Consider the following 19,107-nt stretch of genomic DNA (forward strand, 5'->3'; position numbering starts at 1 on the left):
GAAGATCTCGCCCATATCAGGCGAGCCTCTCCAAGAGCGGCGCCGGCGCCATGGGCACGAACCGTCGCACATCGTCCGGTTTCCAGAGCCCGTCGCGCGTGCCCGGCGCGATCCAGCGCCGCTCGGTGTAGCCGTCACCCCACCGCACGCCTTCGCCCGGCAACGTCCAGATGAACCAGGAATAGGCCGTCGCCGTGCTGGCCTCCGGATCCCAGCGCCCTTCCACCATCGGCAGGCGGTCGCAGAAGATCGCCTCGACGGTCGGCGGGTGCGGCCGGAACAGCCGCTCATAGCGACCGCCGCCCTCGGCGAAGTTGGCGCGCAGCAAGAGCGCAACACCGCGCCGGGCACGCTTCAGCGCCAGAAGGGCAAACTGCTCGGCCACCTTGAACGGCGGGTTGGTGATGATCCAGTCCGGCGCCGGCCGGTACGCTCCCCAATCCGGCGACAGGAAGTCCGCGACCTCGTGCTGCCAGCCGTAGTCGAAGACGTCGGAGGGGGCGACGTTGTCGAGCCCGAACTCGTCGGCGAGGACATGCGCCATGTGCCCGCCGCCGCAGGCCGGCTCGCTGATCGTGATCCCCGGCGCGGCACCGTTGGCGCAGCCGTCCAGCGAGCGGATCAGCTCGGCGCCGGCGCGCGTGCCCCAGGGCGGCGTTGGGAAATAGTCGAGCACCTTCGGCGGCGATCGCCGCACGTTCATGACGGCCGTGAAGCCGCGCGCCCTCATGCGAACTCGACGCCTCGGAAGATGGTCGTGACGACGAGGCCGGGCTCGATCGGGTCTTCGTAGACGAAGCGCACCGTCCACGTGCGGTCCTTCCGACGCCACAGGCGGCACTTCGACGTGAGCCGCCGACCGTTCCGGATCTGACCGGGATACATGGGGTCCAGCTCAGCCGCGAGCTGCTCCATCGTCTCCATCGGCAAGGTAGCCGTGACCGTCTTCGCCTTCCTGCGCTTCGCCATCACGCCACCGCCTTCTTCCGCGTGTCGCGGATCCGCTTGCCCAGCGCGTTCATGACCGTCTGCCATTCCTTGTCGGACGGCTTGTTGGTGAGGACCGAGCGGGCGAGGATGCGGCCGACCTCGGTCCAGAATGTTGCCCGGCCGTTGGGGAAGAGGATCGCCCACTGCGCGCAGGCGATGCGGTAGCCGAAGCGGCCGTGCGCCTCGGTGCCGGTTTCACTCCAGTCGACGCCGGCCTCGCGCGCGAGCCAGGCCTTCAGCCCCTCGACCGCCTTCCGCCCGTCGGCGGCGGCCCGCAGGAACTCCGTCCGCTGGATCCCGGTCTGCCGCTCCACGAAGGCGAGGAGCGCGGAATCCTGGCGGTCGAACACGAGGCCGAGGTTCCAGGCCGAGATCCAGAGGGCCTGGAGCTTCTTGGCGTAGGGGCCAGACAGGGCCGCCTTGCCGTCCTTTCGGGGAGCCTTCAAAGCCGGTTTGAAGCCCTGCCGCTGGAACTCGGCGAGCACGAGCTCCTGCTCCCCCTCGGTCATGGCCCCGGCCGAAGCCTTGCCGGTGACGCGCGTCAGCACCGCGCGATAGGTGTCCTCGTCCAGGCCGAGCTGCCTCTTGGCGACGTGGATCTTCTTGAGCGCGGTCATAGGTCCAGCGCCTCCATCTCCGGGTCGAAGCGACCGACCGGAGCCGGCTCGGCTTCGACGTCCGCTGCCCCTTCCACGATCGACTGGACGTTGCCGAGCTGCTGGTCGAGGAGCAGCACCGCAGCCGCCAGCACACGAAGGTTCGCGCTGTCCGTCACCGCTCGTTCATGGCCGGACATGACCATGCGGGCGATCGTCACCGCGTCGCGGGACGTGAAGGAATGGATAGGCGACGCCGTCTGCTGCCCCTCCATCACGGTGAAGACGTGGGCCGTGCCGGTCGGGTCCATGCCGACGAGGCGCTTGCCCGTGCCGGGCTTGGCGAGCCCGATCTCGAAGAGGATGTTGATCTCGCGCTCGGTCACTGGTTCCCCTCCTGAATGGGAGAAGGGCCGACGTTCGCTACGGGAAAGCCATCATGGGTCGCCCCATCCAGGATGCGACCGGCTCCAGCCTTCCCGATGCGGTAGTAGGTCGACCCGTCGCTGTGCTGTTCGTAGCGATGCCCAAGAAAGTCCCCGAGCCACGCGGCGTCGGTAAAGTTCAGGGGACGAGGCGGTGCCCAGCGCTGGCCGTCGCGATAGATCATCACAGCATCGCTCCTGGCGCTTCGGTCGAAGAGCTGATCCGACTCGATCAGCGCGCCCCATTGCTTGAACAGAAAGGCGACGCCGGTCTTGGCGCACTGGTCGCGGATCGAGCGAACCCAACTCGGATGCATCGGCCGAGCCCCGTGTCCGCTTTCGCCGCCGGCGACGATCCAATCCAACCGGTTGCGCACGCCGCCTTGATCGAAGTCGTAGCCGGTCAGTGCATCGACCTCGTAGCGATCGGCCGGCTTGATATCCCGGAAGTCGATCGGCCCGAGCAGGGGCTCGGCGCTGACCCAGCGGATCGCCGTTGGCGTGGCCAGGAGCTGCGGGACGCGCTCGTCGGCGCGGCGCTGGTCCTCGGCCGAGACGCCGAGCCAGACGTTCGGCAAGGGCCAGATTTCGCGGCGCCGATACAGCACGATCGGGCTGTCCGGTGTCGGGCCATGGAGAAGCGAGGAGATCCGGCTCGGATCATACGGCCACGGGGGCGACTTCGTTTCGTCTCCTCCGGTGGCCTCGTCCACGAGCTGCATCGCTGCGTACCCGATCCGCTCGGTCGCATGGCCGTCACCGAACCGGTTGCCGGAAAGGTAGGCGCGCATGCGGTCCGCGCGCTTCGTCAGCACCTGGAAGACATGCTGCGGCGCCAGCGCCATGACGGCGAAGACACGGTCGATCCACTCGTCCGGCACGCCCTCGGCAAAGAGATCTCCGTGCGCGCAGACGAAGATCATGCGCGGTCGGCGCCAGCGGAGCGGCTGGTCGAGCCAGCCTTCGTTGAAGCGAACCTCGCCGGTCCACACGGGACCGCCCTTCGTGTCCCGCGTCAGGCCGATGCGGGACGGATGGTTGGAAAGCCGCGTCCCTGCCAGCAGCATGGCGTAGCAGTTGGTGCATCCGGGCGATACGACCGAGCAGCCGGTGATCGGGTTCCAGGTCGCGTCTGTCCATTCGATCTTGGTGTTGTCGGCCATGATCAGACGAGCCCCTTATCTTCGGCCAGCCTCTGCGGCAGCGTGACGTCGGCATGGGTGGAGGAGCCTCGGCGCATCGCGATCTCGATCGCCGAGAGCGGTAGCCAGACGGCGGCGGCGCGGTTCCCGTCGGCCGAAACGAGGACCGCCTTGTCGGTCTGGTGATGGACGTGCAGTTCCAGGTCGATGAGGTCGGACTTCACGACGCACCGCCCTTCTTGGCGCGTCGATTCAGCCGCTCTAGCTCGGCGATAAGCAGCGCGCACGCACGCACGAGATCGCGATATCGGTCCTTCGGTTTCCAGAAGCTGGGGCTCCACGGCCACCAGAACGGGGGCGCGCGCATACGGTCGCGGACCTCGTCGCTCTCCCCGCCATGGATGGCGTAGGCTGCGCCGGCGCGCGCAATCTCCCCGAGAACATGCTGATCGTCATGCTCGGCCGTGTAGCCTTCCGCCACTCGCTGGCGGATGCGCTCGTCGAGCACGTCCACCATGGCGCGGGACATGACGACGTCGCCGTGCCAGCCCATGACCTTCGACCGGAGATGGAAGCCGATCTGCGCGGCGGCGTTGGAATGCTCGTCGGTCAGGCCGTACGTCGTCAGATGCTCGCCGCCGGCGTCGTCCTCGTCCCCGACGCGGCGGGCGAGGATGATGATTTGGTCATAGCCGTAGGCAACGCAGATCTCCTGGGCGGCCGAGACCGGGATCGGCAGGCGGACGTAAGGGGTACGCTCCATCACGCATCTCCCTTCAGCATCGGCAGCGCGCCGATCTCGCGATAGTGGGTCGGCTCGAAGCTCGCCAGGATGATGCCGAACGAAACCCAACCCGCCTGCGTCTTGCTCCACCACACGACCTCGATGTCGCGCGGATGCGGCTTGTCGTTCTCGTCGACCCGCTCGAAGTTTTCGAGCGCGAGGATCTTGCGACCGTCCCGCGCATCATCATCGAGCGGAAGCCACTGGTCAGCGTGGTCCCGGCCGAGGGCATAGCCTTTGAGCCAGCCGAGATACTCCTCGGGCGTCTCGGACAGAAACTGCTCGCGGTGCCGGGGGTGATACCAGCGATCCTCGTCGGCCTCGTGGTACGCGCCGAGGGCGAGCAACTGCTCTTGGATGGAGGGCTTTGCCATAGCTGCGCTCTCACTGCCGGGTGTGATGATCGGAATGGGTCGGCTCGATGATCGTCGGTGCCGCCGACCCGTCGGCGGCCGGGACCGTCGAGATCGCGTGCACCACGGAGGTGCCGAACGCTCCGATCCGCTGTTCCACGGCCGTTGCAGGGACGTCGCCCCCGAAGAGCCAGACAAGCTCCAGGCCCGTTGCCGTGGCAGCGACCGAGCGCGTGATCTCGGCGGCCGACCGGATGGACATGCCACCGGCGATCGCCGCCTCGATCGTCGCGATCTGTGCGAACTGAAGCTCGGTCAGGCGGGCAAAGAACGCCCGCTGCTCCTCCTGGAGCGGCATGGTGTCCGCCATGCTGGAGAGCCGGCAGGCCATATCCTTCATGCGGCCGACCCACTGGTCGGCCGCCGCCTTCTCCTCGGCCGGGCTCACTGGCGCACCTCGGAGCCCGAGGCGACCAGGAGGCGGACCTTCTGAAGCTCGCCGACCATCTCCTCGAAGCCGCGACCGAGCGAGCCGTCCGGATCGACGTTCGGCTCCCGGTGCTTCTCGATCAGGGTGCGCTGGCGCTCGGCCAGGGACCGGTCGAACTCGCGCAGCCGGTCGCGCAGTTCGTAGATCAGGATCGCGGCCTGGACGGCGCCGGCGTTGGTGATGAAGGTCTCCGCCTCCGGCCGCTCCTCAAGCGCCTGCGCCTCGGCGACCATATCCCGGACCTGATCCGCGATGCGGGTCAGATCGCCCTGGCTGTTGATCACGACCACGCCTTCGGCGACGCCCTGGAACTGCTTTTGCATCTGTTCCAGGCGGGAGGAGAGCGAGGCCGTGACGTCCTGGTGGAACGTCTTCTGCGCAGTGGTCTGCTTGGACTTACCCATGGTCGGTCTCCTTCGTGATCTTCGAGTGGGGGCATCCCGAGCGGCAGGCGTGGTACATGCGCACGCGGTCGCCGCTGGTCGGGGCAAAGGGCTTGGCCTGCCAGTCGAGGCAGGTGTTTCGGCTCATCGTGCCCTGCATCGGGCAGACGACGGTTTCGGCCATCAGGGCGCCGCGCACGCGCGCCTCGATGTTGGCGTGGACGCCGGCATAGGTGTTGGACAGCACTTGGCTGATGGTGGAGGCCGAGTAGCGGACGTCTTTGGCGACCGCCGTCTGCCCGCGCTCGTTGCAGGCCTGGGCGAGCGACAGGACCCAGGCCGGCGCCGGCGACCAGGCGCTCTCCGCCTTCGACACGAAATCGACCGGGGTCTTCGCTGCGCGCGTCACGACCGCGCCTCCTCGGCCGCCATCGGGCCGACGATGGCGCCCCGGTTCCGGTCGAAGATCATCCGCGCCTCGATCACCGCCGGCGGCTTGGGGCCCGTGTTCATGTCGGGCTTCAGCCGATAGGTCTTCGGGCTGGCCTTGCCCACCAGGAGGTAGCCGGCCGCCTCAAGCCGATCGGCGTATCGCTGCGCCGTGCTGCGCGCGATCGGCACCACTTCCGTCGAGGCGAAGAGCGCGAGATCCACGACAGTGATCCCGTGGCGGGCCATGGGCGAGCGCATGACGTTCCAGATCTGCGCCTGGGCACGGCCGAGATGCGAGGGCGTGCCGTCCGCCTTCAGGCTCGGCGCCGTCACCGGCCGCTTCAGGAGACGATAGGTCGGCGTTGTCATGTTGCGGTGCTGGCGCATCTCGCCGGTCGGCTCCGCGATGCCGGCCTTCACCAGCCGCTTCACGTAGTCGGTGATCGTGCCGCGCGCCTTGGTGCGCGACTGGAGGTCGATCTCGTGGACCGTCCAGGTGCCGGCCTCGTCGAGCTGGCGGATGACCTGCCAGTAGTGCTCGTTGCCGCGCAGGATCGGCTTGCCGGGCGGGCGCTGGAATTCGAGCATGATGCCCATCACCGCCCCCGGACCGGCGCCCGGCCGGTGAAGACGCCGCCTCGATAGGCCTCGGGCGTCAGCTCGCCCTCGTGGCCGGTGTTGCGCACCCAGGTCTTCACGTCGTTCGACAGGGTGTTGGCGACGCGGCGCGTGCGGCCCTCGGTCTGGCGGCAGATCTGCTCCAGGAGGTCGGTCGAGATCTCGACCTCAGGAACCAGGATCTGCGCGAGGACGGCCGCGTCGTCGACGTCGCAGGGACTGGCGAACTCCCAGGCGAAGACGCGGTTGTGGAAGCGCTCGATCGCCTCGAGCTTCTGCGGGAGCTTCTCCTCGCCCACCAGGATGATGGTCGAGCCGGTCATCGTCTGGATGTCGCGGACGTATTCGATGAAGCCCTTGTCGACGAGCTTGTCGGCCTCGTCGATGATCAGGCACTGGTCGGAGCGCGAGCCGAGGAGCCGGCCGATCTGCGACATCATCGCGGGGATCGTGCCCTTGGGCTTCGCCTCGCCCAGCTCGAAGAGGATGGCCTCGCAGAACGTCTTGCGCGACCAGTAGGACATGATCTCGATGTAGAGGCAGTCCTCAACGTTGCGGGCATAGGTCGAGGCGACGGACTTGCCGTAGCCGGACGGCCCGGCCATCACGCCGAACGGGGTGGACGAGCCGGCCGGGCGCGTCTTCACGGTCTCGATCAGCGTCAGCATGGCCGACACGTTCTTGAGCGGTGCGGTACTCACGGGATTGACGATCGGGGTCTGCATGGTCATCTTCTGCCTCGCTTGTCTTTGAGAGGCTCCGGTTCGCGCCGGGGCCTTTTTTCTTGGGGGCCGGAGCCCCGGATCAGAGCCTGGACAGACCCTTGAACTTGTCGTGCACCTTCCGCTGGCCGCGATATTCCGGGCCGGCCTGATAGCCGCCGAGCCAGCGCGCATCCTCGGTCGAGACCTCGGCGCCGGCGGCGATCGCCGCCTCGATGTCGAGCGCGCGGCGGAACCGCAGCTGCGGGGTTTCGGTGGTGCGCAGCGGCTTCACGTTCGAGGGCCGGGCCATCTCGGCCGCGAGGCGCTCGTGGCGCTTGGCCGCCTCCGGGCTGATCGTCGGCTGCTGGCGGCGCTCCTGGACCGTCGCCGCGTCGAGGGCGGCGGAGATGCCGCTGGTCGAATGGACCTCCTCGCGCGGCGGCAGGACCACCACGTTCGGCGCCGCCTGGGCCGCGCGCAGGGCGGCCTTCCGTTTGGCGTTGCGGATGGTGCGGTCGATGCCGGACGGTCCCTTCTGGAGCCGGCGCACGTCCGCCCGGATCTCGCGGGTGCGCTCCGTCACCATCGCCTCGTATTCGGCCTTCCTGGCCTTCACGAAGTCGGCGCGGTTGACGTCCAGCAGCTCGGCGCAGCCGCATGTGTCGAGGAAGGTCCCGTCCTTCGCCGAAAAGGCGTAGATCTTGCCCATGTCCTGCGGGTCGAGCCGGACGAACACGTCGGTGCCGGCGAGGATCGAGCCGGAGAGGTAGTGGAAGCCGTCGACGCGGATGCCCTGCTTGGTCATCCGGCGCAGGCCGTCCTTGCCGGCCACCGGCATCAGGAGGACGTCGAGCGCGCGCTCGTCGACGCGGCGGATGGACTGGACGCGCTCGGCCGCGACGGCATTGGGCGTCCGCCTGCCCAAGCCCGCGTGCTCGCGCTCCTGGTAGACGTACTCGATCCAGTCATCGATCTTCGCCTGAAGCTCGGCGGCCGACAGTTCGACCTGGAAGGTTTCGCGCTCGTCGGCGCCCATCCGGTCGGCGAAGCTCTTTCGTCCTTCGATCGCCTTCCTGTCGGCGACCGAATGGCCGACATAGCCCGGCAGCTGCGGGCAGACCTCGTGCTGGAACGTCTTGATCGCGCGCTCGACTTGGCCCTTCTGCTCGGGGCTGTAGGCGTCGCAGACGTCCGGCTCGATATTGAGATCGACGAACAGGCGCTGGGTCGCCTTCGCCACGAAATCCGACCCGTTGTCGGTCTTCACGCCCCTCGGCACGCCCCAGCGGAGAATGGCCTTGCGCAGGAGGAGACCGACATCGAGGGCGCTCGGCGTCGGGGACATGGTGATGACGGCGCGGCGGGTGGCGATGTCGACGCACTTGTAGATCGACCAGCGGCCGTCCGTGCAGAGGGCATCCAGGGGCGAGGCGTCGATCATCCAGAGATCGTTCGGCTCGGTGATGTGGCGATACGTGCCGGTGCCCGACAGCTTCATGGTCGAGCGGTAGGCGTCAGGGTTCGTGATCTTGGTGAGAGCGACCTTTTCCGACGTCTTCAAACGCGCGATGAAGTGCTGGAAGGTCCGCACCGGCGGCATCGGCTTCATCTCGCCGGAGACGCTCACCAGCTCGTCGCCGAACTCGTCCTCGCAGTAGCCGCGGATCGTCGCGGCCGACAGGTGCGGGTTCACCGCGAGCCAAGCCAACACGAAGGCTTCCACGAGGCCGCTGTTCGCGGTGCCAAGCAGATCTTTGCCCTTGCGGTTTGCCGACTTGTCCACGGCCAGCCGGTTCCGGTCGGCTTTCGCCTCATCCCGCCAACGGGCGAGCGTGCGGACGGAGATCGCCTTCACCCGGTCGCGGACCCACTGGTCGACGGTCAGGTCACCCCGGTTGTAGCGTTTGACGAAGAGGTCGCGCGTCGCACCTTTGTTCAAGCGGGTGCCGATCGCGAACACGTCGAAGGCGCGCAGGATCGCGAGCCGCGCGTCGCGCTCCAGACGTGCCGCGTCGGTCAGGTTTGCTGCCGGCGCCGGCGCCGCCGCTTCGTCGTTCGCTGCGGCCGGCATGGCGGGTGACCCGACGCGGATATGGGTCTTGCGATAGGCGAGCTGGGCCAGGGTCGGCAGCAGCTGGATATGATACTCCATGCCGCCGCCGCGTCCGGCGCGCTTGCGCGAGCGGAAGTCGTCGGCGTTCCAGCCTTCGCGCTCGGCTAGATCGTTCACGCCGCGCTTGGTCGCCGGAATGTGCGGAAGGCGGGCGTCCGCGATCTCTTGGGCGGTCAGCCACTCTTTCATCGTGCCCCCCGGACCTTGGCCTTGAGGGCGGACGCACGCAGCTCGATGTCACGCTGGTGCTCTTCGATCTCAAACAGCTCGATCATGTCGGCGTAGCGATCGGAAACGACGGCGTGCCCGAACTGGCCGGGGATGAAGGCGAGAAGCCTCAACTCCTGCGTCACCGCGATGAGGGCGATGAAGGCGTCCAGCGGAATGCGCTGCTCGTCACTCGCCTCGCTCGCCCACTTGTCGATTTGGTTCTTCGTGATGTGGCGGCCGAGATACTCGCCCATGGCACGCGCGACGTCGTTTCTGTCGCGGCCGGCGTCCTTCGAATCACGGAGAGCCTGTCCGATCAGGCGCGCGATCTGGTTGCCGAGATCACCGCTTCCCGCCACCTCGGAGCTGTAGCCGATGCGGACGGCCTGGGCCTCCCAGGCGAGCAGATCCTTTGTATGGGGGTCGCGGCGCCGGGACATCAGGCGGCCTTCGCCGTGCCAGTGCCGTTACGGCGCGCCATGTAGACCTCGATCTCGTCGATGAGGAGGTCGAAGAGGCGCTCGCGGTCCGCGGGCTTCCAGGTTGCCATCTTTTCGTAGGTTCGCTCGTAGGCGGCGAGCTTCTGCGGCTCCGCGCGTTCGCCGAGCAGCACCAGCGCTTCGGTGACGGTCGAGGCCTTCGCCGGATCGGACGTCAGCATGGCGACGATCGCCGCCTGCTTGGTCTCGTTCTGATCGGCCAGGATCAGCAGCTCGTTTTGCTTGTTGGCGACGGGATGGAGGGCGATCCGATCGGCCGCGTCGGGCGAGATGGAGGCGATTTGGAGGGCAAGATAGATCGAGCGCTGCGACAGCCCGAGAGCGGCCTTGGCGGCGTCGGTGAAATTGTTTGCAAAGTTTGCAATCAATTCGTCGGCGCCGGCCTTCGCCTCGGCCGCCGACTTGCGACCGCGCTTTTTCGGAGTGTGGACGGTCTCGTAGACCTCGCGCCACGCGGCGATGTAGCGGGCGCGGTCGAGCACTGTCAGCTCGCGCCGCAGAAGGTCGGCCTTGATCTCGGCCAGCCGCACGCTCGCCTCGGCCGCGTAGGCCTCTGCCGGCTCGACATGCGCCTTGATCTCGGTACGGCCGAGCAGGGAGATGGCCGCCATGCGGAGCGCGCCGGAGACCAACTTGAAGCCGCTCCCGCGCTCGACGACACGGATCGGCTCCCGATGGCCATCCGTCTCGATCTCCTCTGCGAGGAGCTTGACCCAGGCGGGATCAAGGGCGCGCAGGCGGTTGCCGGCATCGATGTCAGCGATCGGGATCAGACGCTGTGCGGACATGCGGTATGACTTTCCAGTGAGGTGAAGAGGTCGGGTTTGGTGGCCGCTTGCGACGGCTTCAGCGCCAGCCGGGCGGTGGTGACCATGCGAGCCCTGGCGGTCTCGCGGGTTCGGCGCAGGTGATGGGCGGGAGCCCGAGGATCGACGGCCAGTTCCGGTTCCGGCATCGCAAGCACCGCCGCCGGGTGGACGCGGGCGAATTGCGTGCAGCGGGAGAGGAACTCGTCGACCGTGGGGCTCACTGACCGCGCCTCCGCTCCCGCAGGACGCGGATCCAGGCGTCCTGCATCCGCTGGATCACTTCGGGCGTGAGCCCCGTGGCGGTCGCCAGCTGCTCACGGCTTGCACCGCCCTCGGTGGCGAGGCCGACCACCGCGACGTGCGCGTCAAGGTCGGCGTCCGGCGTTCCCTTGACGCGGGCAGCGTAGGCGGCGTCAAAGAGGAAGCCGGCCGTCGTGGACACGGGGGTGTCCGCATCCTTCGCCAGCTTCTCGAGCTTGGCGTAGACCTTCTCCGAAACCTTCAGATTGATTTGCCGCATGGGCTGCGCTGCATGGGCCATCAGGCTCTCCTCGTGCAGGCGATCGCGATCAGCGAGAGACCGATCGCGAGCCCGATAGGGGCGGCCGGGGCGCTGGCAGCGAACATGGTTAATTTTTCCAGGACGCTCATGCCGAAGCCCTGTCCGCCGGTGCGGCTTGGCTGCGCTTTTGCCGGGACTCCGAAGCAGCCTTCGCGATAGGTTCGCGGCGGGTCAGACGAGGACGGAGGTACAGTCCCGGAAAGAGGACGGTCAGCGGCACGCCGAGGAACTTGGAGAGCGCCTGCGCGCCCTTTCGAGAGCCACCCGTGAGCGCCATGCGGCATGAGCTTTCAGCAATGCCGGCCTTGGTGGCGATCTCGGTGAGCGTAGATCCCCGACGCTGCACCTCCGCCTTGATCCGGAAGCGGTCCCACGCCTCCTTTTCCGATCCGCTCATCCTGTCTCCTCGAACCGGCCCGCATGCCGGATTTTTTCGGGGTTGGCATTACGTTTGTAACGCAGAATGTAAACGTGTTTTTACGGTAGTCAACGCGATTTCGCGGTTCCCACTTCCGTATTCTCACGGAATTTCCCGGTTGGGGGCCTTCTGCACGTGTTTTCAAGGGGTTGGCTGATGGCCGATCGACCGAAGAAAAGTGGGAAGACCGTTCCCACTTCCATGAATTCACAGGCAGTCGAACTCGGTCAGCGCATTGGCGTCGCGGTCGAGCGTATCGGCAGCTTGGTTGCGGCCGGGCGGATCGCTGGTGTCACCGACGAGGCGGTCGCGCGATGGCGGGATGGGCTGTCACGGGCGCCGTTCGACGGGATCGTGCGCCTCTGCGAAGCCAGTGGATTGTCCATCACATGGATGGCAACCGGCATTGGACCCCGTGACTCTCAGGTTGAAACGAGTCACACCCTTCCTAGAACGGAACAGGAACAAAAGGGGTTGCCGATGCTTCAGGTTCTCGACACTGCAACGATCAGCGAACGCAGCATCGTCATGGTTCCGCGCCTTGATGTGCAGGCATCTGCGGGCGCCGGCCGATTGGCCACTGACGAGCGCGAGGTTGGCATGCTGGGGTTTCAGGAGGCATATCTCCGCTACCTCGGCATCAACCCAAGGTTCGCGCAGGTGATCCAGGTATCGGGCCTCTCGATGTACCCGACTCTAAACCACGAGGATCTCGTGCTGGTCGACACATCCATCGACGAGGTCAGGGACGAAGCGCTCTACGCGGTGGTTTACGGGGGACTGGTGCTGGTGAAGCGCATCCGCCTGGCTCGCGACGGGTCCGTCACCTTGTCCAGCGACAACAAGGCGGAAGGCTATCCGGACGAGGTCATCAAGCCGTCGGATCTCGGCGATCTTCACATCGCCGGCCGTGTCTGCGGTCGCGTCTCGAGGATGTGACGGCATGCCGCGCAATGGCACCTACCACTTGGCCGAGATCAAGGCCGATAAGGTCTGCATCGCCTGCGATTGCGGACTTTCGCGCCGCTACGATCGGCTTGAATTGCTCGAGCGGGCCGGTGACAGAAGCATGCCGGCGCTCCTGCTCGAACTGGCGCGCCGTAACGGCTGCAAATCGACTGAATGGCCGCTGACGAACGACCGGTGCAGAGTCTACTACGGCACCCCAGGACGCCGCGTCGACGCCTCGTTTTTCAGCGGGTGAAGGCAGCCAGGTCGAACGGCCGGTTTGCCATCCGTTCTTGCGCGGCAATCTCGCTCCTGATCGACCCGCCGGGGCTTCAAAAGCCCGTCAAACCAGGGCTGACACCGCCAGTTCCCGGCCAATCCCACTTGATCCCGCCTCCTGCCACCCGTTCTTGCGCGTTACACGAGATCGGGAGCGCCAGCACGGCCGGGAGGTAGACCGAAGATCCCCAAGCGAGGATCTCGAACACCCCGAGTGCCGAGATGACCTGCCAGCGCGGCTTCACGACACGACCGGGAGCCAGACCCAGAGGGCGACGAGCGTCGCCAGCAGCACGGGCGGGGTCAGGACGAGGCCGACCCGCATGTACTGCCCCCACGTTATCCGCTGCCCCTTGCCCGCGAGGACGTGAAGCCAAAGAAGGGTTGCGAGCGAGCCGATCGGCGTGAGCTTCGGCCCGAGGTCGTTGCCCACGACGTTGGCATAGACCATGAGTTCGCGGGTCAGGGGCGCGACGTCCGCCCGATCGATGGCAAGCGCCCCGACGAGGGTCGCGGGCATGTTGTTCATGATGGAGGCGAGCGCCGCCACGACGAACCCCGTCCCAACGGTGGCAATGAGCGTGCCCCGATCGGCGAGCCAACGCAGGACGTTTGCGGCGATGTCGGTCAGCCCGGCGTTCCCGAGGCCGTAGACGACGAGGTACATGCCGATCGAGAACAGGACGATCTGCCACGGCGCGCCGCGCAGGACCTTCGGCAGGTCGACCACCGCGCCGCGCCCGCCGGAGAACCACCGTCCGGCGATCGCCACGAGGACGAGGGCTGCCGCACCGGTGACGAACGCGATCGGGACCCCCAGCGGCCCCGTCACGAAGTAGGCGACGAGCAGGAGCCCGAGGAGCGGGAACGCGGCGCGGAAGACGGCCGAGTCGCGGATCGCGCTGGCGGGGGCTTCGAGCCGGCCGACGTGGTAGGTCGCCGGGATGTCCTTCCGGAAGTACGCCCACAGGACGAGGAGCGTCGCCGCTAGCGAGACGAGGTTCACCGGCACCATGACCGCGGAGTAACGGCCGAAGGACACATCGAAGAAGTTCGCGGTGACGATGTTCACGAGGTTCGACACCACGAGCGGCAGGCTGGTCGTGTCGGCGACGAACCCGCAGGCGACGATGAAGGCGAGCGCCCCGGCGGGCGGGAAGTCGAGGCGCAGGAGGATGGCGAGCACGATCGGGGTGAGGAGGAGCGCCGCCCCGTCGTTGGCGAAGACGGCGGCGATCGCGGCGCCCAGAACGACGACAAGCGGGAACAGCCGCCGTCCGTTGCCCCCGCCCCAGCGGGCGACGTGGAGTGCGGCCCAGGCGAAGAACCCGGCCTCGTCGAGGACGAGCGAGATGACGATCAGCGCGACGAAGGTGAACGTCGCGTCCCACACGATCTCCCAGACCGTCCCGACGTCGCCCCAGCCGACGACGCCGGTCGCCAGCGCGACGGCGGCGCCGGCGAGCGCCGACCATCCGATGCCGAGACCCCGGGGCTGCCAGATGACGAGGACGAGGGTGGCGACGAAGATCGCGAGGGCGAGCATGGCGGTCCGGGGACAAGAGGATCAGAGGGTGCGCTGGTTGACGCGCTTGGACAGTTCCTCGGCGCTTTCGACGCGCTCGGAATAGCGGTCCGTCAAGGTGTCGGAGCGACCGCGCACCAGATGCGTGAACTTCACCAGTTCCTCGCAGACGTCGACGACGCGGCTGTAGAGGTCGGACGGCTTCATGCGTCCCGCCTCGTCGAACTCGAGGAACGCCTTCGGGACCGACGACTGGTTCGGGATCGTCACCATGCGCATCCAGCGGCCGAGGATGCGCATCTGGTTCACGGCGTTGAAGGACTGCGAGCCGCCCGACACCTCCATGACGGCCAGCGTCTTGCCCTGCGTCGGACGCTTGGCGCCGAGGGCGAGGGGTATCCAGTCGATCTGCGCCTTCATGATCCCGGTCATCGCGCCGTGGCGTTCCGGGCTGACCCAGACCATGCCTTCGGACCAGTCGGCGAGGTCGCGCAGCTCCTTCACCTTCGGGTGGTCGGGTTCCGCCCCGTCGGGGAGCGGAAGGCCGCGGGGGTCGAAGGTGCGCACCTCGCAGCCGAACCAGCGAAGCAGGCGGCCGGCCTCCTCGGACAGGAGGCGGGAGTAGGACCGCTCGCGGATCGAGCCGTAGAGGACAAGGATGCGCGGCGAGTGCGCCGGGGCGCCGGGGCCGGCGAGCGCGTTCCCGTCGATCGGGCGAAGCTGGTCGAGGTCGACGGCGGGCAGGTCGAGGGCGGCGAGGTCTGTCACGATGCCGATCCGGACGCGCCCACGACTTCGCCGTCCTCCTTCGTGAAAGTGACGACAGGGTTGGCGAGGAGCGGCAGCACCTTCTCCGACGGGCGGCAGAGCGCAGCGCCCCTGTCCGTCACGACGATCGGGCGGTTGATCAGGATCGGGTGCGTCATCATGGCATTGAGGAGGGCATCGTCGGACAGGGATACGTCCCCGAGCCCGAGTTCGGCGTAGGGCGTGCCCTTCTCGCGCAGTAGGTCGCGCGGGCGGACGCCCATGGCATCGATCAGTTCGACCAGCCGCTCGCGGCTCGGCGGGTCCTTCAGGTACTCGATCACCTGCGGGTCCTCGCCGGACTGGCGGATCATCTCCAGCGTGTTGCGCGACGTGCCGCAGGCGGGGTTGTGGTAGATCGTGACGGTCATGATGGTCCTCAGGCGACGTCGGGCGTGCGGCACGAGGCGCCCTCGAGCTGACCGATCTCGCGCACCTTGATGGCGAGCCGCGTCCGCTCCAGGCTCTCGACGGGCAACGCCGTGAAGGCGGAGATGCGGTTCTTCATGTAGCGGAAGGCCTGCGTGAAGGCGGCGCGCTTCCACATGTCGCCGCGGTCCTCGTGGCTCGGGTCCTCGATGCCCCAGTGGGCGGTCATCGGCTGGCCCGGCCAGACGGGGCACGCCTCGCCCGCCGCCTGGTCGCAGACGGTGAAGACGAAGTCCATGACGGGCGCGTCGGGCGTCGCGAACTCGTCCCACGGCTTCGAACGCATGCCTTCGGTCGGGTAGCCGAACTCGCGCAGCACCTCCAGCGCCATCGGGTTCACCTCGCCCTTCGGCCGGCTTCCGGCCGAGAAGGCGTTGAAGCGGCCCGCGCCGTCCTTGCGCAGAATGCTCTCGGCAAGGATCGAGCGGGCGGAGTTGCCCGTGCAGAGGAACAGGACGTTGAAGGGCTGGACACTCATCGGCAGGTCTCCGGGGCGCAGGTGGGAGCGAAGGCGTCGCCGAGGTTCCCGCAGATCTCCGGGTTCCCCGAGCAGCAGTCCTCGGTCAGGAAGGCGAGGAGCTGGCGCATGTCGTCGTAGCTCGCCGCGTAGAGGATGCGGCGCCCGTCGCGCCACGAGCGCAGGAGCTTGGCGCGCTCCAACGTCGCGAGGTGAAAGCTCATCCGCGTCGGTGGAATGGACAAGGCCTCGGCAATCTCCCCCGACGCCATGCCGTTCGGGCCGGCCCGGACGAGCATTCGGAAGGCCGCGAGGCGGTCAGCGTGAGCGAGGGCGGAAAGGGCGGCAACGGCTGAGTCGTCGTTCATCCCTCCGATATTGCAAACATCCTTGTAGTATTCAAGGGGCTTGCGGGGACTGTCCCCGCGAACACGGGTTGCAGTCGAAATGCGCGGCCCCCGGTTCGGCTTCGGGGGCGTGTGCCGGGTGCCGACGGTTCGCCCCCAACCGCCGGAACTTCCTGTCCCGCACTCGTCCGACGTCAATTCGGGCCCGTGGGCCACGCCGTCACGGTGAAGGCCCCATGACCGGAGCGACGAGAACCAGAAGGCAGAAGACCCACGCCGCCACGACGAATGCCTGTCGCGTACGCCGGCGCGTCTCGTTGTAGAGCTTCACCGCCTCGATCACCGGGGAAACGGCCAGGGCCCTGTATTCCGCCCGGGTGAGGCTCTGGTGAAGGCGCGAATGCCATCGGCGCAGGTGACGGAGGTCGGACACCAGCGAGCGCGTCGACACCAGCTCGTTCAGCCGAAGGCCGGACCACGTCACGAACAGGACGACCGCACAGAAGATCAAGGTGGAAAGCGTTCCGGCCTGCGAGGCGGCGGAGGTGGCGATCCGCACCCCGAGCCCCGCCGCCAGCACCCCGAGCCCGCCGACGAACGCCTGGGACATGCGGTTCGTGCGCCCGACGATCCTGTCGACGTCCTCCGCCACGCCCTTGCGCACCTCGGTCATCGTCTTCATGAGGTCGGCGGACTTCGAGGTCACGAACGTGCGGTACTCGGTCCTGGCACCCGAAAGTGCCTCGTCCAGGTGCGGGGAGATCGCCTCCCACCAGTCATCCTCCCGTCCGTCCGGCACCAAGGGCTCGAGACGCCTGACGAACATCTGGTGGCGCGCCTCCGCATCGCGGGACGGCACCAGGAGCCATTGTGCAGCCTCCCGCAGGGCCTCGAGACGGGAGGGAGGGCAGTCACCCGGCGGGGCCGCCCTGAAGGCCCGCTTCCTCAAGCCGTGCAGGACGACGCGCAGCGAGCCATCCTCCGCCGTCTCCACCTCCGAGGCGAGCGCCAGCATCAGCCTGCCTGCGGCGGCGCGCATGAATGCCGCCGGGAAGCCGTCCGCGGGCAACGGCCCCGGCGGTGTCCACCGGAACAGGTCGCCCGGCATCCGCCCTCCCGAGAGATCGCGGACGAGGCCCCGCCTGACGTCCGCGACGGCGTCCGGCCCTTCCCCGGCAGCCTCGCGGACATGCACCGCCGCGACGGTCCCGTCCCAGGGCACGACGGCCTTCGCGCCGGCGCGGAACGGGCCGAAGTCGCCCAGGACGTGAATCGTGTCGGATTGGCCCACCCGGGCGTCGTCCCAGGCCTTGAGGGCGGCGCCCGGCGCGAGGAACCAGGCGGCCGACCCGCCGACCGGCTTCGTCACCAGGATGTTGAGGTCGCGGGGCACCTCGCCGGCGAACAGGTCCCGCTCGGCGACCGGCTCGAACTCGCCGTCACGCACCTCGATCGACCAGCCGTTGGCGGAGGCGAAGTCGTGCGCCGCGCGCAGCGCCTCGGTTTCGCCGGGTTTGGCGGTCCCGGCATAGCGCCAGCCATCGGCGTCCTCGAGTGCCCCGTCCCCGGCCGGGTGCAGCTCAGCCAGTAACCTTAGGGAGGGCGTCGGTCTCGTCATCTTGCACCAGCTTGGCGGTCCTGAGCGTGATCGTGGCCGACCCGTCCTCGTCGCGCTCGACCTTCACGATACCATTCTTCTCGTGTTCCTCGCGAAACCAAAGGGCGAACCCCTCCTTGGCGACGAGGCGCTTGTACTCCCGCTTCGGGAGCTGCTTCCGGTCGAACTCGAACGACTCCGAGGAGATGGCGCGGTTCGCGAGCTCGCGACCGAAGGTCTTCAGGACGGCCTCCTTGGCCGGCCCGTCCAGTCCGCCCGCCAGCGCACCCCAGAGTTCCTCCGGCGTGTCGCTGTCGAAGCCCTCCAGCCGCTCGAATGTCTCGCGCAGTCGCCGGGTCGGTGCCTTCGCCAGCTCGAGGGGCATCGCGTCCCTGTGCCTGTCGATGGTCGCCCTCGCGGCCTCGAAGAGCTTCTGGGTGAGGTCGGCCCTCTCGAACGTCCGCCGCACGTCCAGGAAGTTCTCGAAGTGCTGGGTCGCGTCCCGGTACCTCGACGACGACCTGTCGATCACCACGACACGGTGGCGGCGACGCGCGGCGTCCGCGTGGCCCGGCTCCGCCAAGCGGATCACGACCGACTTCTGCATGGCCTTCCGGTCCTGCGAGAAGTTCTCCTTCACGCTTTCCATGAGGGGCTTCGGATCCGCCCCGTCCTTGTTCTCCAGGCTGTACCTGATGACTGCATGGTGGTCGAACTTGATCAGGGCGACCAGTTTCGAGTCCCGCGTGCTCATCGCGAGCAGCATCAGGGCGCCCGCCGCCATGCGGTTGTCGCCCTTCACCTTTTCCTTGAAACGCCTCGCGAGGCCTCTCGACGTGGCGATGAACCCGTCCTCCCCGTCGGCGCCTTCCCCGGCGAGCGCCGCGGACACGAGTGCGGGCATACCCGATCCCTCGTTGAAGTCGTAGGAGGCGCCGCGGAGGGTGTCGACGACGCGCTTGACGAAGAATTCGGGGAACTGCGGGGGCACCGCCTCGGCCAGGAACAGCGGATCCGGGACGTCCGGACGCACGACGTGGAACACCATCCGGTCGATCGAGAGGGTCCCGATCTCGTCTTCGCTCAGCATGATTCCTCCGACGCTCCACAGCCGGATCCCTAACAAGCCAAGCCCAATCCTACAATCGAGGGCACTACCCGCGATTGCAGGGACCGCCGGACGCCGGAA

Annotated in this window: 28 protein-coding genes; 2 read left to right on the plus strand and 26 right to left on the minus strand. The window is 67.7% G+C overall.

Annotation, left to right across the window (positions count from 1 at the left end):
* Nucleotides 1-16 precede the first annotated feature (16 nt).
* From O5O54_RS07550 to O5O54_RS07640, 19 genes are all read right to left on the minus strand, one after another.
* Nucleotides 17-730 (minus strand): SAM-dependent DNA methyltransferase, encoded by a 714-nt coding sequence (locus O5O54_RS07550; protein WP_279480291.1) that lies wholly within the window; start codon nt 728-730, stop codon nt 17-19.
* Nucleotides 727-969 carry a hypothetical protein gene (locus O5O54_RS07555; protein ID WP_279480293.1) on the minus strand — a complete coding sequence of 81 codons (243 nt, stop codon included), beginning with the start codon at nt 967-969 and terminating at the stop codon, nt 727-729. Before O5O54_RS07555 ends, O5O54_RS07550 begins: the two co-directional genes overlap by 4 nt.
* Nucleotides 969-1,607 (minus strand): regulatory protein GemA, encoded by a 639-nt coding sequence (locus O5O54_RS07560; RefSeq protein WP_279480294.1) that lies wholly within the window; start codon nt 1,605-1,607, stop codon nt 969-971. The genes O5O54_RS07555 and O5O54_RS07560 overlap by 1 nt, the downstream gene beginning before the upstream one ends.
* Nucleotides 1,604-1,972, minus strand: a complete 369-nt coding sequence (locus O5O54_RS07565) for a hypothetical protein (protein WP_279480295.1) — start codon at nt 1,970-1,972, stop codon at nt 1,604-1,606. The genes O5O54_RS07560 and O5O54_RS07565 overlap by 4 nt, the downstream gene beginning before the upstream one ends.
* On the minus strand, nt 1,969-3,174 hold the full coding sequence (locus O5O54_RS07570; RefSeq protein ID WP_279480297.1) for a phage Gp37/Gp68 family protein: 1,206 nt from the start codon (nt 3,172-3,174) through the stop codon (nt 1,969-1,971). Before O5O54_RS07570 ends, O5O54_RS07565 begins: the two co-directional genes overlap by 4 nt.
* Before the next feature lie 2 nt (nt 3,175-3,176).
* Nucleotides 3,177-3,377 (minus strand): hypothetical protein, encoded by a 201-nt coding sequence (locus O5O54_RS07575; RefSeq protein WP_279480299.1) that lies wholly within the window; start codon nt 3,375-3,377, stop codon nt 3,177-3,179.
* Nucleotides 3,374-3,916, minus strand: a complete 543-nt coding sequence (locus tag O5O54_RS07580; RefSeq protein ID WP_279480301.1) for a hypothetical protein — start codon at nt 3,914-3,916, stop codon at nt 3,374-3,376. Before O5O54_RS07580 ends, O5O54_RS07575 begins: the two co-directional genes overlap by 4 nt.
* Nucleotides 3,916-4,284, minus strand: a complete 369-nt coding sequence (locus O5O54_RS07585; RefSeq protein ID WP_279480303.1) for a hypothetical protein — start codon at nt 4,282-4,284, stop codon at nt 3,916-3,918. Before O5O54_RS07585 ends, O5O54_RS07580 begins: the two co-directional genes overlap by 1 nt.
* Before the next feature lie 37 nt (nt 4,285-4,321).
* Nucleotides 4,322-4,738: a hypothetical protein gene (locus O5O54_RS07590; protein ID WP_279480304.1), complete on the minus strand. Its 417-nt coding sequence runs from the start codon at nt 4,736-4,738 to the stop codon at nt 4,322-4,324.
* A complete protein-coding gene (locus O5O54_RS07595; protein ID WP_279480305.1) occupies nt 4,735-5,184 on the minus strand; it encodes a hypothetical protein in 450 nt (149 codons plus the stop codon). The genes O5O54_RS07590 and O5O54_RS07595 overlap by 4 nt, the downstream gene beginning before the upstream one ends.
* The gene (locus O5O54_RS07600; protein WP_279480306.1) at nt 5,177-5,572 is read right to left on the minus strand and encodes a transcriptional regulator; all 396 of its coding nucleotides are present in this window, start codon (nt 5,570-5,572) and stop codon (nt 5,177-5,179) included. Before O5O54_RS07600 ends, O5O54_RS07595 begins: the two co-directional genes overlap by 8 nt.
* On the minus strand, nt 5,569-6,183 hold the full coding sequence (locus O5O54_RS07605) for a hypothetical protein (RefSeq protein WP_279480307.1): 615 nt from the start codon (nt 6,181-6,183) through the stop codon (nt 5,569-5,571). Before O5O54_RS07605 ends, O5O54_RS07600 begins: the two co-directional genes overlap by 4 nt.
* Before the next feature lie 8 nt (nt 6,184-6,191).
* Nucleotides 6,192-6,944, minus strand: a complete 753-nt coding sequence (locus tag O5O54_RS07610) for an ATP-binding protein (protein WP_279480308.1) — start codon at nt 6,942-6,944, stop codon at nt 6,192-6,194.
* Nucleotides 6,945-7,017: 73 nt separating this feature from the next.
* The gene (locus tag O5O54_RS07615; protein ID WP_279480311.1) at nt 7,018-9,219 is read right to left on the minus strand and encodes a DDE-type integrase/transposase/recombinase; all 2,202 of its coding nucleotides are present in this window, start codon (nt 9,217-9,219) and stop codon (nt 7,018-7,020) included.
* Nucleotides 9,216-9,680, minus strand: coding sequence for a hypothetical protein (locus tag O5O54_RS07620; protein ID WP_279480314.1), 465 nt, complete (start codon nt 9,678-9,680; stop codon nt 9,216-9,218). Before O5O54_RS07620 ends, O5O54_RS07615 begins: the two co-directional genes overlap by 4 nt.
* Nucleotides 9,680-10,528, minus strand: coding sequence for a ParB N-terminal domain-containing protein (locus tag O5O54_RS07625; protein ID WP_279480316.1), 849 nt, complete (start codon nt 10,526-10,528; stop codon nt 9,680-9,682). Before O5O54_RS07625 ends, O5O54_RS07620 begins: the two co-directional genes overlap by 1 nt.
* A complete protein-coding gene (locus tag O5O54_RS07630; RefSeq protein ID WP_279480318.1) occupies nt 10,510-10,770 on the minus strand; it encodes a hypothetical protein in 261 nt (86 codons plus the stop codon). Before O5O54_RS07630 ends, O5O54_RS07625 begins: the two co-directional genes overlap by 19 nt.
* Nucleotides 10,767-11,090 carry a hypothetical protein gene (locus tag O5O54_RS07635; RefSeq protein ID WP_279480321.1) on the minus strand — a complete coding sequence of 108 codons (324 nt, stop codon included), beginning with the start codon at nt 11,088-11,090 and terminating at the stop codon, nt 10,767-10,769. The genes O5O54_RS07630 and O5O54_RS07635 overlap by 4 nt, the downstream gene beginning before the upstream one ends.
* A gap of 106 nt (nt 11,091-11,196) precedes the next feature.
* A complete protein-coding gene (locus O5O54_RS07640) occupies nt 11,197-11,508 on the minus strand; it encodes a helix-turn-helix domain-containing protein (RefSeq protein ID WP_279480322.1) in 312 nt (103 codons plus the stop codon).
* A 177-nt stretch (nt 11,509-11,685) separates the two neighbouring features.
* Between O5O54_RS07640 and O5O54_RS07645 the strand changes: the two genes are divergently transcribed.
* Together O5O54_RS07645 and O5O54_RS07650 are read left to right on the plus strand one after the other, a co-directional pair.
* On the plus strand, nt 11,686-12,468 hold the full coding sequence (locus O5O54_RS07645) for a LexA family transcriptional regulator (RefSeq protein ID WP_279480324.1): 783 nt from the start codon (nt 11,686-11,688) through the stop codon (nt 12,466-12,468).
* 4 nt (nt 12,469-12,472) lie between these two features.
* Nucleotides 12,473-12,733 (plus strand): hypothetical protein, encoded by a 261-nt coding sequence (locus O5O54_RS07650; RefSeq protein WP_279480325.1) that lies wholly within the window; start codon nt 12,473-12,475, stop codon nt 12,731-12,733.
* Nucleotides 12,734-12,997: 264 nt separating this feature from the next.
* Here the strand turns inward: O5O54_RS07650 and O5O54_RS07655 are convergent, their stop codons facing one another.
* The 7 genes from O5O54_RS07655 to O5O54_RS07685 all read right to left on the minus strand — a co-directional run bounded on the left by O5O54_RS07655 (nt 12,998) and on the right by O5O54_RS07685 (nt 19,008).
* On the minus strand, nt 12,998-14,302 hold the full coding sequence (locus O5O54_RS07655) for an arsenic transporter (protein WP_279480328.1): 1,305 nt from the start codon (nt 14,300-14,302) through the stop codon (nt 12,998-13,000).
* A 21-nt stretch (nt 14,303-14,323) separates the two neighbouring features.
* The gene (arsH, locus tag O5O54_RS07660) at nt 14,324-15,049 is read right to left on the minus strand and encodes an arsenical resistance protein ArsH (protein ID WP_279480330.1); all 726 of its coding nucleotides are present in this window, start codon (nt 15,047-15,049) and stop codon (nt 14,324-14,326) included.
* Complete coding sequence (gene arsC / locus O5O54_RS07665) at nt 15,046-15,459, minus strand: arsenate reductase (glutaredoxin) (protein ID WP_279480332.1); 414 nt, start codon at nt 15,457-15,459, stop codon at nt 15,046-15,048. Before arsC ends, arsH begins: the two co-directional genes overlap by 4 nt.
* An 8-nt stretch (nt 15,460-15,467) precedes the next feature.
* Nucleotides 15,468-15,995, minus strand: a complete 528-nt coding sequence (locus O5O54_RS07670; protein WP_279480335.1) for an arsenate reductase ArsC — start codon at nt 15,993-15,995, stop codon at nt 15,468-15,470.
* Nucleotides 15,992-16,342, minus strand: coding sequence for a metalloregulator ArsR/SmtB family transcription factor (locus tag O5O54_RS07675; protein WP_279480337.1), 351 nt, complete (start codon nt 16,340-16,342; stop codon nt 15,992-15,994). The genes O5O54_RS07670 and O5O54_RS07675 overlap by 4 nt, the downstream gene beginning before the upstream one ends.
* A gap of 199 nt (nt 16,343-16,541) precedes the next feature.
* Nucleotides 16,542-17,939 carry a hypothetical protein gene (locus O5O54_RS07680; RefSeq protein ID WP_279480339.1) on the minus strand — a complete coding sequence of 466 codons (1,398 nt, stop codon included), beginning with the start codon at nt 17,937-17,939 and terminating at the stop codon, nt 16,542-16,544.
* Nucleotides 17,902-19,008, minus strand: a complete 1,107-nt coding sequence (locus tag O5O54_RS07685) for a nucleoid-associated protein (protein ID WP_279480340.1) — start codon at nt 19,006-19,008, stop codon at nt 17,902-17,904. Before O5O54_RS07685 ends, O5O54_RS07680 begins: the two co-directional genes overlap by 38 nt.
* Nucleotides 19,009-19,107 lie beyond the last annotated feature (99 nt).

The sequence above is a fragment of the Aureimonas sp. SK2 genome (assembly GCF_029813115.1).
Lineage (GTDB): Bacteria > Pseudomonadota > Alphaproteobacteria > Rhizobiales > Rhizobiaceae > Aureimonas.

Excerpts from the sequence above, each read along its gene's own strand:
- O5O54_RS07550 (WP_279480291.1), bottom strand. The coding sequence starts at position 730 with ATGAGGGCGCGCGGCTTCACGGCCGTCATGAACGTGCGGCGATCGCCG.
- O5O54_RS07555 (WP_279480293.1), bottom strand. The coding sequence starts at position 969 with ATGGCGAAGCGCAGGAAGGCGAAGACGGTCACGGCTACCTTGCCGATG.
- O5O54_RS07560 (WP_279480294.1), bottom strand. The coding sequence starts at position 1,607 with ATGACCGCGCTCAAGAAGATCCACGTCGCCAAGAGGCAGCTCGGCCTG.
- O5O54_RS07570 (WP_279480297.1), bottom strand. The coding sequence starts at position 3,174 with ATGGCCGACAACACCAAGATCGAATGGACAGACGCGACCTGGAACCCG.
- O5O54_RS07580 (WP_279480301.1), bottom strand. The coding sequence starts at position 3,916 with ATGGAGCGTACCCCTTACGTCCGCCTGCCGATCCCGGTCTCGGCCGCC.
- O5O54_RS07595 (WP_279480305.1), bottom strand. The coding sequence starts at position 5,184 with ATGGGTAAGTCCAAGCAGACCACTGCGCAGAAGACGTTCCACCAGGAC.
- O5O54_RS07605 (WP_279480307.1), bottom strand. The coding sequence starts at position 6,183 with ATGCTCGAATTCCAGCGCCCGCCCGGCAAGCCGATCCTGCGCGGCAAC.
- O5O54_RS07610 (WP_279480308.1), bottom strand. The coding sequence starts at position 6,944 with ATGACCATGCAGACCCCGATCGTCAATCCCGTGAGTACCGCACCGCTC.
- O5O54_RS07615 (WP_279480311.1), bottom strand. The coding sequence starts at position 9,219 with ATGAAAGAGTGGCTGACCGCCCAAGAGATCGCGGACGCCCGCCTTCCG.
- O5O54_RS07620 (WP_279480314.1), bottom strand. The coding sequence starts at position 9,680 with ATGTCCCGGCGCCGCGACCCCCATACAAAGGATCTGCTCGCCTGGGAG.
- O5O54_RS07625 (WP_279480316.1), bottom strand. The coding sequence starts at position 10,528 with ATGTCCGCACAGCGTCTGATCCCGATCGCTGACATCGATGCCGGCAAC.
- O5O54_RS07635 (WP_279480321.1), bottom strand. The coding sequence starts at position 11,090 with ATGGCCCATGCAGCGCAGCCCATGCGGCAAATCAATCTGAAGGTTTCG.
- O5O54_RS07640 (WP_279480322.1), bottom strand. The coding sequence starts at position 11,508 with ATGAGCGGATCGGAAAAGGAGGCGTGGGACCGCTTCCGGATCAAGGCG.
- O5O54_RS07645 (WP_279480324.1), top strand. The coding sequence starts at position 11,686 with ATGGCCGATCGACCGAAGAAAAGTGGGAAGACCGTTCCCACTTCCATG.
- O5O54_RS07650 (WP_279480325.1), top strand. The coding sequence starts at position 12,473 with ATGCCGCGCAATGGCACCTACCACTTGGCCGAGATCAAGGCCGATAAG.
- O5O54_RS07655 (WP_279480328.1), bottom strand. The coding sequence starts at position 14,302 with ATGCTCGCCCTCGCGATCTTCGTCGCCACCCTCGTCCTCGTCATCTGG.
- arsC (WP_279480332.1), bottom strand. The coding sequence starts at position 15,459 with ATGACCGTCACGATCTACCACAACCCCGCCTGCGGCACGTCGCGCAAC.
- O5O54_RS07670 (WP_279480335.1), bottom strand. The coding sequence starts at position 15,995 with ATGAGTGTCCAGCCCTTCAACGTCCTGTTCCTCTGCACGGGCAACTCC.
- O5O54_RS07675 (WP_279480337.1), bottom strand. The coding sequence starts at position 16,342 with ATGAACGACGACTCAGCCGTTGCCGCCCTTTCCGCCCTCGCTCACGCT.
- O5O54_RS07680 (WP_279480339.1), bottom strand. The coding sequence starts at position 17,939 with ATGACGAGACCGACGCCCTCCCTAAGGTTACTGGCTGAGCTGCACCCG.
- O5O54_RS07685 (WP_279480340.1), bottom strand. The coding sequence starts at position 19,008 with ATGCTGAGCGAAGACGAGATCGGGACCCTCTCGATCGACCGGATGGTG.